This is a genomic window from Rhizobium cauense (assembly GCF_019511525.1).
In the GTDB taxonomy this organism is placed as follows: Bacteria; Pseudomonadota; Alphaproteobacteria; order Rhizobiales; family Rhizobiaceae; genus Rhizobium; species Rhizobium cauense.
Map to the genome: position 1 here is coordinate 450093 of NZ_JAEUAT010000004.1, position 15250 is coordinate 465342.

At 57.2% G+C, this 15250-nt stretch carries 15 protein-coding genes; 6 read left to right on the forward strand and 9 right to left on the reverse strand.

Annotated elements, in window-relative coordinates:
• Positions 1-107 precede the first annotated feature (107 nt).
• From JNB88_RS10560 to JNB88_RS10585, 6 genes are read right to left on the reverse strand one after another with little or no spacing between them, the layout of a single operon-like run.
• Positions 108-668 carry a GFA family protein gene (locus tag JNB88_RS10560; RefSeq protein ID WP_223217151.1) on the reverse strand — a complete coding sequence of 187 codons (561 nt, stop codon included), beginning with the start codon at positions 666-668 and terminating at the stop codon, positions 108-110.
• A 3-nt stretch (positions 669-671) separates the two neighbouring features.
• A complete protein-coding gene (locus JNB88_RS10565) occupies positions 672-1250 on the reverse strand; it encodes a sugar transferase (RefSeq protein ID WP_220355416.1) in 579 nt (192 codons plus the stop codon).
• 43 nt (positions 1251-1293) lie between these two features.
• A complete protein-coding gene (locus JNB88_RS10570; RefSeq protein WP_220355417.1) occupies positions 1294-2205 on the reverse strand; it encodes an NAD-dependent epimerase/dehydratase family protein in 912 nt (303 codons plus the stop codon).
• Between the two features lie 34 nt (positions 2206-2239).
• Entirely contained in the window at positions 2240-4162 is a 1923-nt protein-coding gene (locus tag JNB88_RS10575) for a polysaccharide biosynthesis protein (RefSeq protein WP_220355418.1), read from the reverse strand.
• Between the two features lie 5 nt (positions 4163-4167).
• A complete protein-coding gene (locus JNB88_RS10580) occupies positions 4168-5523 on the reverse strand; it encodes an O-antigen ligase family protein (RefSeq protein ID WP_223217152.1) in 1356 nt (451 codons plus the stop codon).
• Between the two features lie 11 nt (positions 5524-5534).
• The gene (locus tag JNB88_RS10585) at positions 5535-6287 is read right to left on the reverse strand and encodes a glycosyltransferase family 25 protein (protein ID WP_223217153.1); all 753 of its coding nucleotides are present in this window, start codon (positions 6285-6287) and stop codon (positions 5535-5537) included.
• A gap of 512 nt (positions 6288-6799) precedes the next feature.
• Here JNB88_RS10585 and JNB88_RS10590 point away from each other — a divergent pair.
• From JNB88_RS10590 to JNB88_RS10600, 3 genes are all read left to right on the forward strand, one after another.
• A complete protein-coding gene (locus JNB88_RS10590) occupies positions 6800-7570 on the forward strand; it encodes a DeoR/GlpR family DNA-binding transcription regulator (protein ID WP_220355421.1) in 771 nt (256 codons plus the stop codon).
• Positions 7571-7616: 46 nt separating this feature from the next.
• Entirely contained in the window at positions 7617-8075 is a 459-nt protein-coding gene (locus tag JNB88_RS10595) for a YbaK/EbsC family protein (protein ID WP_220355422.1), read from the forward strand.
• A gap of 87 nt (positions 8076-8162) precedes the next feature.
• Complete coding sequence (locus tag JNB88_RS10600; protein ID WP_220355423.1) at positions 8163-9161, forward strand: Tim44 domain-containing protein; 999 nt, start codon at positions 8163-8165, stop codon at positions 9159-9161.
• 16 nt (positions 9162-9177) lie between these two features.
• Here the strand turns inward: JNB88_RS10600 and JNB88_RS10605 are convergent, their stop codons facing one another.
• The gene (locus JNB88_RS10605; protein ID WP_220355459.1) at positions 9178-9846 is read right to left on the reverse strand and encodes a J domain-containing protein; all 669 of its coding nucleotides are present in this window, start codon (positions 9844-9846) and stop codon (positions 9178-9180) included.
• A gap of 436 nt (positions 9847-10282) precedes the next feature.
• On the opposite strand from JNB88_RS10605, the gene panC reads away from it, so the two are divergent.
• Entirely contained in the window at positions 10283-11158 is an 876-nt protein-coding gene (panC, locus tag JNB88_RS10610; protein WP_220355424.1) for a pantoate--beta-alanine ligase, read from the forward strand.
• The gene (gene panB / locus JNB88_RS10615; protein ID WP_220355425.1) at positions 11158-11979 is read left to right on the forward strand and encodes a 3-methyl-2-oxobutanoate hydroxymethyltransferase; all 822 of its coding nucleotides are present in this window, start codon (positions 11158-11160) and stop codon (positions 11977-11979) included. Before panC ends, panB begins: the two co-directional genes overlap by 1 nt.
• A gap of 30 nt (positions 11980-12009) precedes the next feature.
• On the opposite strand, the gene JNB88_RS10620 is transcribed toward panB, so the two are convergent.
• A complete protein-coding gene (locus JNB88_RS10620; RefSeq protein WP_220355426.1) occupies positions 12010-13221 on the reverse strand; it encodes a TIGR03862 family flavoprotein in 1212 nt (403 codons plus the stop codon).
• Positions 13222-13362: 141 nt separating this feature from the next.
• Entirely contained in the window at positions 13363-13566 is a 204-nt protein-coding gene (locus tag JNB88_RS10625; protein ID WP_037129777.1) for a DUF2735 domain-containing protein, read from the reverse strand.
• 491 nt (positions 13567-14057) lie between these two features.
• On the opposite strand from JNB88_RS10625, the gene JNB88_RS10630 reads away from it, so the two are divergent.
• Positions 14058-15098: a glutamine synthetase beta-grasp domain-containing protein gene (locus JNB88_RS10630; RefSeq protein ID WP_037129780.1), complete on the forward strand. Its 1041-nt coding sequence runs from the start codon at positions 14058-14060 to the stop codon at positions 15096-15098.
• The last annotated feature ends 152 nt before the right edge of the window (positions 15099-15250 follow it).

Here is a 15250-nt window from a genome sequence, read left to right on the forward strand (position 1 = left end):
GTTTCCGTCTGGAACGACCTAGGTCATAAATATCGGCACGATCGGCCATCGGCCGGCTCGCAACGTCGCTACCCGATGTTTCATGAGGCGGGTTGCGAGGTTTGCACCTAGAACCAAACGTCTGCGACTGTGCGTGAGTCCGGAGCAAGGTCTTCGAAGCTGTGGAGACCGTCAAAGCGTTGCAAGCGAATGTTTGCCACATCGGCAGGATCTGCTAGGCGCAAGTTAACGGCTATTCTTGTCTGTCCATTGCTGCTTGGACTCAACGCACGCCAGCTCACGAGGTTGCCGCAGCGTCCACAAAAATTAAAGGAAAGGCTCTTTGAGCCGCACGTATAGGCCGTGAGCGCGCTGCTCGGGTCGTCGACATGGATGCCTTGACCATCATACTCATAGGCCCAAAGTACGCCGTATCGCCGGCAGGCCGTGCAATTGCAGATCGTTGCGTCAGGAATAGCGCCGCGAAACTCCCAGCCAACGGCACCACAATGACAGGTGCCGCGGGTTATCTCGGGTGTGGTCTGCTGCGCTTCTTCCGTGGTCATCCAGGGTCTCTCCTGATGAACGCTTACTACCTTTAGCGCAGATGAAAGAGGCTCGGTAGGTGCAATCTGCGAATTCCAATCGACCAGGGTTGTTCGCATAGAGCCGATAAATTGTTCTGCCAAGTCTTACTTCGCAGCGGCATCCCCTGTGCCCTTTCCGGCCACCGTATTGATGACAAGTACGATGTCTTGCCAGAAACCAGCGTTTCTGATGTAGCGAGCGTCAGCCTCGGCGAGGGCCTCAGGCGTCGACATGTCAATTCCCTGTAGCTGGGCCAGTCCGGTTATGCCGGGTCTTACGGAAAATACGTCGTGCTTGCGCCGCGCGGCGATGACGTCAGATTGTGTTGGAAGGCAGGGGCGTGGACCCACGAAGCTCATCTCACCTCGGACTACGTTGACTAGCTGAGGCAGTTCGTCGAGCTTGTATGCCCGCAGCTTTTTCCCAAGAGGTGTTATCCAGGATGATGCCGCGTCATGGGAGCCAACATTGGGAGAACCCGCGGCCATTGTCCGGAATTTGAGGCAGATAAAAGGGACTTCGCTCCGGCCGACCCGTTCCTGACAAAACAGGGCGCCGCCAGGCGATGATCTGCGCACGAGGATCACAAGAACGAGAAAGACCGGTGAGAGAACGATGAGCCCAATGGAGGCTGCGCAAATGTCAAACAGTCGCTTCAGAGATCGGTTAAAGCCGTCGATCATCGGGAAATCACGTTCCTATGCAAAAGGGTTGGCGCCGGAGCGCTCAGAATGAGCGCTTCAACCCGGTCCGCATATCAAAAGGCGGCGTCCAATCCAAGAGTTCGCGCGTACGCGATATGTCGACTTCCAAGGAGTCTGTAAGGCGCTCTATCAACTCTACTTTGCCGGTTGCGCGCCCAAGCAGGCGAAGAACGGCGAGAGGACAGGGAACCAATCGCGCCGAGCGGTCCATCGCAGCGGCAAGCCGTCTCAAGAGTTCGGGCGTCGAGACGGCTTCGGCATCACCGGCCAGCAATATTTGCCCTGCTGCCGTGGGATGGTATCCGGCGGTTGCAATAAGGTCGGTGAGGTTCTCGACGTATACCATCGACCGGCGATTGTCGATCGAAGCAAGTGGTAACGGCAGCCCACTGCGAAGAAGCTGCGTGAGGGCTCGAAAGCTACCGCCCACGCCGCGACCATAGACGAGAGGTGGGCGTATGATGACGATCTCCATGCCAGAGGACCTGGAAAGCGCGATCAGTGCTTGCTCAGCTTCAAGCTTGGATGCGGCGTAGTCGGTCGTCGGTTTTGGAGAATCATACGGCGTGAACGGAGATCCCTTGGCTGATCGTTCGCCGTTCACCTTGATCGTGCTGACAAATATAAAGCGTCGGACGCCAGAAGCAGCGGCCTGTGCAGCAAGGTTGATTGTTCCTTCGGTGTTGACCGTCCGGAAAGCGTCAGACCCCACGTTCGATCCGTCGATGACGTTCTGGTTTGCTGCAGCGAGATGGATCACTACGTCGACATGGGTCAGAGGAGCCTTCCAATCGGTTTGACCATCGATATGGCCAACTGAGTGGTCTGCCGCCCCAGCAGCGCGAGCAGCCGTCTTGAACTCGAGCTTGCGTTCGCGCAATGTCTGCTGCAGTGCTCGACCGACAAAGCCTGTCGCACCGGTTATCAGTAGCATTGTTCGCCCCGGGCCCACTGTCTTGCGCAGCCTGTCACTGCGAAATACCCTGGCGAACCGACACGAGATCGACAACCCCGTCGAACGGACGATAGTCCTGAACGAGTTCGCTTAGAATACTGCGCAGCCCCTCAACATCGCCCCCGGCAGCCAAGTTGAGTTGCTGAAGTTTGGGTGCCAGTTGCTCCCATGTCATGAAACGTTCGCGTGCCCGCATGATTTTCAAATGCTCAGTCGGTTCCGGGTTGTCACCAATGAGGAGCTCCTCGTAGAGCTTCTCGCCAGGGCGAAGCCCGGTCGTGATGATACCGATGTCCCCCGATGGATTTCGTTCATCCTGTATGGTCAGGCCGGATAGCTCGACCATGCGGCGGGCAAGATCTATTATCTTGACGGGCTCGCCCATGTCGAGGACGAAGACATCCCCACCCTTGGCCATCGAACCGGCCTGAACCACCAGAGCGGTGGCTTCTGGCACCGTCATGAAGAAGCGCGTGATTTCTGGATGCGTCAAAGTGATCGGTCCGCCCTGGCGGATCTGTTGCCGAAAGAGGGGGACGACTGATCCGGATGATCCCAAAACGTTGCCAAAGCGGACCATCGTCAGGACAGTTGACGCTCCATCTGCCGCCAGGGCCTGAAGGGTCATCTCGGCCAGCCGCTTTGTTGCTCCCATGATGTTGGTCGGCCTGACAGCCTTGTCAGTGCTGATCAGTATGAAACGGTCAGCTCCGGCGGCAATTGCAGCCTTTGCAACCGTCAACGTCCCAAAAACATTGGTTTTCACACCCTCTACCGGATTTTGCTCGACCAGGGGAACGTGCTTATAGGCTGCCGCATGGTAGATCGTATTCGGCCGCCAAGTCTCCATAATGGTCTTGATCCGAGACTCGTCGCAAACACTTGCAAGCAGAGGCACGATCTGGAAATCGGCATCCGGATCGCTGCCAACGAGCTCATTTTCCAGAGCATAGAGACCATATTCATTCTGGTCGAGAATTAGCAAGGCGGCTGGCTTCAGCCGTGCAACGCCACGGCAAAGCTCGCTCCCAATCGATCCGGCCGCACCTGTGACCAGGACGACGCGGTCGCGGATGTTGCGTTCCAGCAGCGCCTGATCGGGCTGGACGGGTGTTCTCCCCAGGAGGTCCTCGATATCCAGCTCCTGCAGATCGGTGAATTCCGCCTGGCCGCCGGCAAGGGCGTTCAGATCGGGGACCGTGCGGACCGCAACGCGGGCGCCCCGGAGTTGCTCGAGGATTTCATTGCGGCGTGAACGATCGATTTTTGGGAGCGCCAGGAGGATGGTGCGTACGTTTAACCGCGCGCTCAGTTCCACGATCTTTTCGGGGTCGTAGACTGCGATACCCCCAATGAGGCTTCCGTGCAGGCTGGTGTCATCATCGAGGTAGCCGACGACCTTGAAATCAGCGCTGCCGCTAAGCGCGCCCGCCACCTGTCTGCCACCCGAACCAGCACCGTAGATCAGCATGTTCGTCTGCGCGTTTTGGCGCAGTATCCGCTTATAGGCCTCGCTCAGGAAGTATCGCGCCATGAAGCGGGACAGGCCGATGGCCAGCAAAAGCAACAATGGCTGCATGATGCCAATCGTGCGTGGGATACCAGGAAAGCTGATGGCAGTAAAAACCACCATGAACGCAAGGCCGTAGATCGTGATGGCCTTGATCACTGTGATGAACGCCGACCAGCCGAGGAAGCGGAAGATTGCTCGGTAGAGACCCATTGTGATGAAAATCGGCAAGGCAATCACAAGGGAGACCGGAATGGTCAGCAGCTGTGCTCCCTCCAGCGCTACCCAGTCGTTGAGGCGGAAACAAAAGGCGAGCCAGATGGTCAGAATGCAAAGACATGAATCGACGAGCACTGCCAGGACCCGCTTTGTGGACCTCGGCAGGTCAAGAATGCTTTGAACGTATCTATCCGAAACCGCCTGCATCAAGCTTACCCCTGCATGCGCGCCGGGATTGCGTTCGGCGAAGTGCCAGTCGGCAAAGCAGCGTCATTTCGTTCAGACTTCCGGGATCGCATTCTTATCGAACAGGCAAAACACGTGGCTGCAAAAAGCAATGAATAGGATTCGCCGATTGCAAGCCGGTTGTTTGAGTTGCTGAGGATTGTGAAGGCAAAATAGACAGCAAAAGTAAGGTAGCAGGCAAAGGCGCTCCTGCTTATTACGCCCGCCGACGACGCCTGAAAAACGCGGTAGATGGCCGACACGACGATCGCCGCCAGTATCGCGAGGCCAACGAAGCCGTAGCGGACCAGAATCTCAAGATAGCCATTGTGCATGAGCGTGTAGGTAACGCTGTTGGCATATGGGGTCGTGCGCCAAACTGTAAGCCACTGGTTCCCGTTTCCAAAGAGCGGCGCAGCCGAGATAACATCGAGTGCATTGCTCCACAGCTGCAACCGCTCATCCAAAGAGATTGGCGTCTCCGACGACACAATCGCATCCTGCATGATCCGCTGCAGGGGGACGCCGCTATCCAATCGACCTGTGATCGTCACCACCGAGTTGAGGGTGGCGCCGCCAAAGTGTGCCACATTGTCACGAACCTCGTAGACACCCCATGTCAACAGTATGACCCCACCAAGGGCGGCTGCGAGCACTGTCTTTCGCCTGAAATAGAGAAGTGTCGCTGCAGCCATGATGCAAAGAGCTGGCAGCAACGCAAGCCATACACCCTTCGATTTGGCGCCATAGATATTGAAGGTCGCCAATCCCATTACGATGACCGCGATCGAAAGAATAAACAGCTTGCTCCGCAACGAGCTACCGATCTCCCATTGATGCAGTGCCCAATAGAAGGCTCCGATGAAAATGAAGCCGCAACCGACCGCGCCGTGGATCGAATTGTGATGGAGTAGAGGAGATATCTGAACGCCAGCGTGGATCGCCGAGTATGGCGTCGAGAAGATAAAGAGGATCAGCGCGCTACAGAAAAAGGCCAGGAAAACTGGCTTGACGAGGCCCCAGCTCATGTGGAGTGCCACGCCCATTGCGGGAAAGAAGATCGCAAAGGCGTAAAGCCACTCCGACGCACCTCGTTCGCCCACGACAACCAATCCGAAGAGGAACCGCGAGAGAGCAAGGACGCCCCAGGCAACACAGAGGATCGCTAGCCAGTCGCCGCGGACCGCACGGGAGTCGGCCTTTCGGATGAAGAAGGTGAACCCCATCAACAGCAGTGCTGCGTATCGATAGACGTCACTTTCGATCAGCGTTGCAGACATCATCGCCAACCACAGCAAGCCGACGCCGAAATCGGCGATGACCGACTTCACTTCACTTCGCAATGTCAACCGCCTCATGAGAATGCATACCGGATTCGGCGCGCATATTCGATCAAGCGAAGAAAATGGGTTCCAATTTTTCGGGGTCCTCGCAACTTGACGGCACGATACTGGGCTCTGCTGGCAATCTGGCTCACCGCGGAGCGCTCGGACAGTTCGACGATGTTTTGCCGTACGGTATAGATGCTGACACCCGTCTCCCATCCTCGCTCAAGCGTCATGTCGTATGGAAATTCGATGTTGTCGGCTCTCTTCAACAGCTTTCGGGCGCCTTCGCGTGTGACCAGGTAACAGGCGGCAGATCCCTGCGGGCCGTGCAGACAGCGTCCAACCGCGTCTCCATACTCCGAAACAGCCACCGTCCGACACCATTTTGATCTGTGGTTGAGCAACTTTACCACCTCAGCAGACGGGACCGCTTTCAGGATCGCAGCCGCCCTGAGGGTGAAATCCTGGCGCAGTTCGACGTCGTCTTCCATAATGATGGCATTTTCGTAGTTGCTCGAAAGAAATGCTTCCAAGGCCCTCATATGGGCTCGATAACAGCCATACTCGCCAGGCAGCATCTGCCGGCCGTTCTGGCGCACGAACTCTTTCTCGTTGAACCCTGACCGTTGTGCCGGTGGAATCGACGTTCCGTCGACGCCCGGGATCCGATCAAGATGAATGCCAGCCGTGGTCGCTTGAGACGATACTTCTGCCCAGCGCCTTGAGGAGCTGTCGAGATTAATCACATACGCGCCGATCAAACCTTGCGAAGTCGTCATTCCTGTTGCCATGTTCAATTCGAGCATATGTTCCGCGTCGTTTGTGGCACTCGTTGAGCGCTGCTTTCCACCTTCTGCTTCCGAAGCGATCGCAGAAAACTGCAAAAATCGGCCGGTATCTCCCGCAGTGTAACCGATATTATTTCTGTTTTTGCTGATCTACAACATCTTCTGCGTGTGCGTCCACAATTGCGGTCCGCAATATTCTTGCTCATCGGCAGCAACCGCTCGTTTTCTAGTCACGTCCCAAGCTCCTATCGTCCGTCTCGGGCCACGAAACAAGTTTGATTCCGATTGTAAACAGCAATTTTCAGTATCAAATTGTGTGCGTGCGATGGTTATTGCCGAAGCCAGCTCGGCATGACATTCATTCATCAGGCAGACGAGACGCATGAGCGAGGTAACACGCTTAAGTTGGCGGGGCCTCGGGTGATCGCACTTGCGTGTGTTCGAGCCTCTGTTAAGCATTGCTCGTTGGAAAAAACGAAACGCAAACGAAAGAGACAGGACAGATGTTCCTGAGCGATCGTCAAACGGAAATAGTCGGAATGGCCAAGTCGAATGGCCGCGTTTTCGTCGAGGAGTTGGCTGCCCATTTCTCAGTCACACCTCAGACGATACGAAAGGATCTGAATGATCTTTGCGATGCACAGATTTTGACGCGCGTGCACGGCGGCGCCACATTTCCGAGTGGCACCGAGAATGTAAAGTATGAGGCAAGGCGCCAGATTGCCGCCGCCGAAAAGCAGGCGATCGGAGTGGCGGCGGCTGGTCTGATCCCCAATAAAGCCTCGCTCTTCATCAACATTGGGACGACGACCGAGGCCGTGGGCGAGGCACTGACAAACCATCACGAACTGATGGTCATTACCAACAACATCAATGTCGCCAACCGACTGCGGCTGCTGCCGGCGATTGAGGTCGTCATTGCAGGTGGTGTCGTTCGCGCCTCCGACGGAGGTATCGTGGGCGAGGCTGCTGTCGACTTCATCAGGCAGTTCAAGGTGGATTATGCCGTCATCGGTGCATCTGCGATCGACGAGGACGGTGCGCTGCTCGACTACGATTTTCGCGAAGTCAAAGTGGCGCAGGCCATCATTGCGAACGCCCGCCACGTCATTTTGGTGGCCGATTCGACAAAATTCGAGCGCACCGCTCCCGTTCGCATAGCGCAGCTTCCGCAGGTCCATACATTCATCACTGACCGGTGCATCACGCCTTCAATCCGTCGCCTCTGTCAGGAAAATAGCGTGAAATTGATTGAAACCGGTTCGGCGCAGTGAAAATTATGGGGTTCATTCCGTCAAGGTCATGCGCTAGCCTTCAATTATGAGTCTAGAAACCGTCCGCGCGTTCCTGAACGCACATGCTCCCGATATTGAGATCATCGAAACCGCTGAAAGCTCGTCGACAGTGGCCTTGGCAGCCGAGGCACATGGCGTCGATCCCGCTCAGATCGCCAAGACGATCTGTCTGCGTGTTGGCGAAGAAATCATGCTTCTCGTAGCCAGCGGTCTCGCGCGGCTGGACAACAGGAAGTTCAAGGACACCTTCGGAGGCAAGGCGCGCATGCTCGGACCTCAGGAAGTTGTGGAAATCACCAGCCATCCCGTCGGAGGGGTGTGCCCCTTTGGATTGCCGACTGTGCTGCCCATTTATTGCGACGTCTCACTGAGGCGTTTTGATGAAGTGGTCCCAGCGGCCGGTTCGACCAACTCGGCCGTTCGGATATCAACACAGCGTTTGGCGGAACTCGCCGGCGCGACCTGGGTTGATGTCTGTCAGTAAAGATCTGCACACGCAAAGCTTCAAACCTGTAAAGCAGTTCCTATATAGGTTCCTGACACGCCATTCATCATGACAGGAGAGATCTGGATGCCTCGTGCCGTTTCGCGTTTTGCCAAGATTGTGGCGATTGCCACCCTGACAGGCGCTACCGTATTTGCCTCGATCGGCGAGGCTGATGCGCGGCGCGCAGGAGGCTCGGGGTTCGGCAGTCGCGGCACCCGCACCTTTCAGGCGCCTCCGGCCACTAGCACGGCGCCGTCGCCGGCTGCGCCGATCGAACGCTCGATGACGCCTCGTTCGCAGACCACTTCACCTTCGACAGCACAGCAACCTCAAAACACCCAGAGGCCTGGCCTGTTCAACGGCGGCTTCGGTCGATCCATGGTTGGCGGCCTCATTGCTGGTGGCCTCCTTGGCATGCTGCTCGGCCACGGTTTCGGCGGTGGCTTCGGTTTCCTCGGAATGCTATTGCAAATCGCCCTGATTGCGATCGCGATCTCCTTTGCGATGCGCTATTTTGCCAACCGCCGTCAGCCCGCCTATGGCCCTTCCGGCAGCGTCGGGACCAGCAGGATGGCACCGGGTGACAACAGGTCGTTTCAAATCCCATCCATCGGGTCAGGGGCTGGCTATGCGCAAAGGCAGCCAACCACGAAACCTCAGGACGAGATCGGCTTGAGCCAACGCGATCTTGACCGTTTCGAGCAATTGCTGACAGAGGTGCAGACAGCTTACGGCGCCGAAGACTATGGCACGCTGCGTCGTCTGACCACACCAGAGGCGATGTCCTACCTTGCCGAGGAACTCGGCGAGAATGCAACGAACGGTGTGCGTAACGACGTCTCGAACGTAAAATTGCTGCAGGGCGATATCGCAGAGGCTTGGCGCGAGGATGGGGCGGACTACGCAACGCTTGCCATGCGATACTCGTCGATCGACGCCCTCGTCGAGCGCGAGAATGGCAAGCTTGTCAGCGGTGACAATAATCGCCCGACGGAAACCACGGAAGTCTGGACGTTCGTGCGCAAGGGCGGAAATGAATGGAAGCTCGCCGCAATCCAGGGAACCGAGCAACGCGCCGCGTAACCGCGGCGCAAGCTTATCAGACTTCCTGCGCAGCAGCGGGAACGACCCAAAGCGGTCGGTCTTCCCGCTTAGGGCGAGTTGTTGGTGTCGCCTGATCCTCCACGGCCAGGGCTTCGTCACCGTCCTGGGCATCCACTTCGTAGGCGTAGTCGTAGAGCATTTCGCACGCGCGTTCGTTGGCCCTGATCTTGGCCTCCGTCTCCCCAATCGCGGTTGCGATTGCCTTGATACGGGCTCGCAACATCGAGCCCAGGATATCAGTCGCAGGTCGCTTGTCCAGGCGCTCCAGGTGATGCTCGATGCGTGAGGAGTGCCGCTCGAGCTCGCGTTTGCTGAAGCGCGCCTTTCGCATTTCCTCCGACAGGTCGGATCTCATTCGCGCCAAGGGATCGAAAGTGCCTGGCTCGCGCTCGTCCAACGTCAGTTGATTGACCAGCTTCTCAATAACCATCAGGGCTTGTAAATCGACGGGGTCGGCGAGTTCCACGTCATAACCAGTGTCATCGAAAACCTTTCTACGCACCGGATCCAACAGCAGTTCGTAGGCCTTCTGTACACGGCTGAATGCATCCGGGTCACCGCCTGAGTCGGGGTGCGTCGCCTTCGCGCGACGCCGATACGCGGCCTTCACCTGGTCGTCGGTTGCATCGCGCCGGACGCCGAGAATCTCATAAGGATTGGTCACCATCCCTCCGTCGTTGTTCGGACATTGCCGTGACACCCATGAAGGGTATTCGTCCATCGAGGCCTTCTTCTACCATCACTGGGGCGGAGTTTGGACAAAAAGAATAAAGAAATCGATGAAGAGGACGCCGAATTCAACAAGGCAGTTTTCCGCGAGGTGCACGAATTTTGCCCCCTATTAGGCTGCGATAAACGCCAGCGCAGACAGTGAATGCCGACAAATGCGACGTTTGCAGCTGCTGGTGCCGATCTGTCTCGTTTAGAGCTCACGTGAAAGCACAGTCTGCGCCATGTCGGCAGGAGAAATAACGCATGCCCAGCCTGCTGCTTAATCGATATAATAGAACGGCCCGCGTTGACGCTTTTTGTCAAATCGAGTTCTATCCGCCACCATTTGTCCGGCCCGAGGTGGGGGCGGGGAGTTCGGAGGAGGTTATATGCGTGTTGTCCGTACAATAGCAGAGTTGCGAGACCAGCTTTGCGGCTGGCGGCGCGAGGGCAGGGCGATCGGCTTTGTACCGACCATGGGGTTCCTGCATGTCGGGCACATGGAGTTGGTGGCCCGCGCCCGCAAGGAAAATGACGTGAGCGTCGTCTCGATTTTCGTCAATCCGCTGCAGTTTGGTCCAAATGAGGATCTCGCCAAATATCCGCGCGATCTGGCTCGTGACAGCGCCATGCTCGACGCTGCCGGTGTCGATATCCTGTTTGCGCCTGATGTCAGTGACATGTATCCGCGGCCGATGCTGACGGTTGTCGATGTGCCGGTACTTGGAAACCAGCTCGAAGGAGAGGCGAGGCCGGGACACTTCGCGGGTGTTGCGACCGTCGTGACGAAGCTCTTCAATATTGTTCAGCCGGATAGCGCTTATTTTGGCGAGAAGGACTATCAGCAGGTCGCACTGATCAAACGGATGGCCGAGGATCTTGCCCAGCCCGTGCGGGTTGTTGCGGTGCCAACGGTTCGGGAGGCCGATGGGCTCGCTTGCTCATCGCGCAACGTCTATCTCAATGAGCGCGAACGAGCGGCGGCCATTATTGTGCCGAACGCATTGGCAGAAGCCGAACGCCTTTATGCCAATGGTTGCAGTGACCCGAATGAAATGGAGCTCGCGTTAAGGAAATTCATAGCCGCAGAACCGCTCGCCACCCCCGAGGTCGTCGCCGTGCGTGATCCTGAGACCCTGGAGCGCCTGGCCTCGCTGCAGGGCGGTCCGGTGCTTGTCGCGCTTTTTGTGCGCATCGGAGCGACAAGGCTCCTCGATAACCGGGTTATAGGTGCGAGATCCCTCGAGAGTTCGAGGGCCGCATAGTGAGCACGCACGGCAAGCAAAAGCGACTGACGACGGCTTCGATCCGGGCGATGAAAGGCAAAGAACGCGTGGTGTGCCTCACCGCCTACACCACGCCGATTGCACGCTTGCTCGATGAGCACTGCGACCTTCTCCTGGTCGGCGATTCGCTCGGCATGGTACTGTACGGCATGGAGACGACTGTTGGCGTCACGCTCGACATGATGGCTGCACACGGTCGTGCGGTGATGCGCGGCGTCTCGCATGCTTGCGTCATTGTGGACCTTCCCTTCGGGAGCTACCAGGAGTCAAAGGAGCAGGCCTTCCGCAGTGCTGTCCGGCTGATGCAGGAAGCGGGATGCGATGGCGTGAAGCTTGAGGGCGGCGAGGAAATGGCAGAAACGGTCGCTTTTCTGACCGCCAGGGGCGTGCCCGTCTTCGGTCACGTCGGGTTGATGCCACAGCTTGTGAACGTTGCCGGCGGCTTCAGGTCGCTTGGGCACACGGATGAGGAGGCGGCAAAGATCAGCCGAGATGCGCTCGCCGTTGCCGAAGCGGGTGCCTTTGCGATCGTTGTCGAGGGTACCGTCGAGCCGGTGGCACGCGAAATCACAGCATCACTTGGCGTGCCGACCATAGGTATTGGTGCGTCGCCGGCCTGTGACGGGCAAGTTCTTGTTTCAGACGACATGCTGGGCTTGTTCACTGACTTCAAGCCACGCTTCGTCAAACGTTTTGCGGAGCTTGGTCCGTTGGTGTCGCAAGCTGCTCAAAGCTATGCCGAGGAAGTTCGAACGGGACAATTCCCGGCACAGGAGCACACATTCCAGCCAAAACGCTAGGTTTGGGCGTATATAGGGTGACTGGGAAAATCAGCGTCCGTTGAGCCAGGCTGCGATCCCGCTGGCCGCAGCTCGCCCCGTGGCAAAGCACGCCGTCAACAGGTATCCGCCGGTCGGGGCTTCCCAATCAATCATTTCGCCCGCCACGAAGAGACCGGGGAGTGCCTTCAGCATATAGTTCCGGTCAATCCCGCCCCATTCAACCCCGCCTGCCGACGAGATCGCTTCGGCAATCGGGCGGGGTGCGCTGATCGGGATCGGCAGAGCCTTGATCAGATTTGCTAGCCGTTGTGGATCTTGCAGATCTGCATCATCGGCCAACTCGCGTACGAGGGCCGCTTTCACGCCATCGACGCCTGCCCCCTTTCGGAGCCGGTTTGACAAACTCGCCTTTTGATCCTGCTTGGCGATCTCACGAGCGATGCGCTCCTGCGAGCGCCCTGGCATCAGGTCGACCTCAAGCGCTGTCGCCTTGCCGGTCGCGAGCCTGTTTCGCAGGGCGGTCGCATGGGCGTAGATGAGACTGCCTTCGATGCCATGCCGCGTGATGACAAATTCGCCTGGGATAACGCCCGCCGTCGAGGTGGCGGTTACGGACTTGACGGGCTCGCCGGAGAACCGCTGGCGCAGGTGGTCGCTCCATTCGACATCGAAACCACAATTGGCGGGCTGAAAGTCGCCGATCGCGACGCCTTTTTCACTGAGCCAAGGTAACCAGCTGCCGTCGGAACCTAGTCGAGGCCAGCTTGCTCCACCAAGTGCGAGCAAGGCTGCGTCTGGATGAATTGTCATTGGCCCTTCGGGCGTTTGGATGATGTAGCCGCCATCGGAGAAACCGAACCAGCGATGTCGGGTGAGGATGGTGACGCCTTGCTGGTCAAGCCGTCGCAGCCAGGCGCGAAGAAGTGGTGAGGCCTTCATGACCCTCGGAAACACGCGTCCAGAGGTCCCTATGAATGTTTCGGTACCAAGTCCTGCCGCCCAGGACCGCACATCGTTCGGTTTGAAGGCGTCCAGAGCAGCGCGCAGTCGGCTGTTTGACACGCCGAAGCGTGAACTGAAGCGGTCATATTCTTCGGAATGGGTTATATTGAGACCCGACTTGCCAGCGAGGAGAAACTTCCGCGCAACAGTCGGCATGGCCTCATAAACTGTTACTGCATACCCCGTCGATGACAGGCTTTCCGCAGCCATCAGGCCAGCGGGGCCGCCGCCGAGGATTGCGATTTGCTTTTTCACCATTGGCTTCGCCCGAGCACATACTCAAAAGCCTCTCATGGCTCGTGCGAGAGTGATGCGCAAGTGCGTCGTAATAGCCACCAGGTTTTGCCTCCTCCAAGTATGCGGAAGACGACAGTTCAGCCTGGTTGCCGGTCAAATCGATCAGTCGACAACACGAGGCTTGAATTTCGGCGTCGCAGGCGTTTCTGCTTCCTTCATCGCCTCTTCGTGATACCAGCAGCTTTCGTAGACGGACGGAATCATATCCCGCTCGAGGTCGACCTTGGGGCTGCGCTCGACCGCAGCGAAGCGCTTCTTTGGAAATGTGTAGATAGTTGCAGTCCCGTGGTGCACACCAATAGCCATCAAGTGCCTCCTTGTTCATCCCCTACGAAAGGAATTAGGGCGACCATAACACATGTGCTCAACAAATGCGCTAGATGATTGAAAAAAGTGCAATATTTGTTTGAATAATGGGCACTCTGTTTTGCTGAGGTTTATATCAGAATTTTGAGATATCCAAAATTTATGCAGATGCCTAAATTCGATGCGCTTGTGCTTGGGTGCAAAAAAAATGTTACGGTTGTAGTGCTTCTCTTTGGCGGTATCGGATCGGTCTGCAGTACGGCCTTTTGGCAGACTAACTGATTGAGTCCGCTATTGGTTCCGCAGTCCCGAGCTCGTCCACTATGGCCTTCGGCTGCTGGCTTGGCCCACTATTTCAAATCGCCGGTTCGCTAAGGAAGGCCAAACTGGCACGCCATGTGCATATCGTAGGGTATCCCTCGTGGTCTGGGCTTTCAATGGCCAGGTTCGCTTGAGGATTTGCTCACGATTTATGTTTGAGAGACTCGCAAATGACCAAGTACAAGCTCGAGTATATCTGGCTCGATGGATACACCCCGGTGCCAAACCTCCGTGGTAAGACGCAGATCAAGGAATTCGACGCTTTCCCGACGCTCGAGCAGCTTCCGCTCTGGGGTTTTGACGGTTCGTCCACGATGCAGGCGGAAGGTCGCAGCTCGGACTGCGTGCTGAAGCCTGTCGCGCTTTATCCGGATCCGGCCCGCACGAACGGCGTTCTTGTCATGTGCGAAGTCATGATGCCCGATGGCGTCACGCCGCATTCGTCCAATAGCCGTGCCACCATCCTCGACGACGAAGACGCGTGGTTTGGTTTCGAACAGGAATACTTCTTCTACGAGAATGGTCGCCCGCTCGGTTTCCCGGAAACCGGCTACCCGGCTCCGCAGGGCCCCTACTACACTGGCGTCGGATACAAGAACGTCGGTTCGATCGCTCGCGAAATCGTTGAAGAGCACCTTGATCTGTGCCTGGCTGCTGGCATCAACCACGAAGGCATCAATGCCGAAGTGGCCAAGGGTCAGTGGGAGTTCCAGATTTTCGGTAAGGGCTCTAAGCGCGCTGCCGACCAGATCTGGATGGCTCGCTACCTGCTCCTGCGCCTCTGCGAAAAGTATGGTATCGACATCGAGTTCCATTGCAAGCCGCTCGGCGACACGGACTGGAACGGCTCTGGCATGCACTGCAACTTCTCGACCAAGTTCATGCGCGAAGTTGGCGGCAAGGCCTACTTCGAAGCGCTGATGGCCCAGTTCGACAAGAACCTCCAGGCACACATCGATGTTTACGGTCCTGACAACCATCTGCGTCTGACCGGCAAGCATGAAACTGCTCCGTGGAACAAATTCTCCTACGGCGTTGCTGACCGCGGCGCTTCGATCCGTGTTCCGCATTCCTTCGTCAAGAACGACTATAAGGGTTATCTGGAAGACCGCCGCCCGAACTCTCAGGGTTGCCCCTACCAGATCGCTTCGCAGGTTCTGAAGACCATCTCGGAAGTCCCGACTGCCGGCTTCGCTTCTGCTGCTGCCTAATCGCAGATTTTGCACTAACACGATGGCGCCGGTCGACTAACTGGCGCCATCCGTCTATTGCTTGACATTATTGGCTTTTTAGCTCCGATCCGTCGTGGCACTGCTTGCTCACCAAAGCACCCAACGGTTGAAAAGTTCAACCAAGTCAGCAT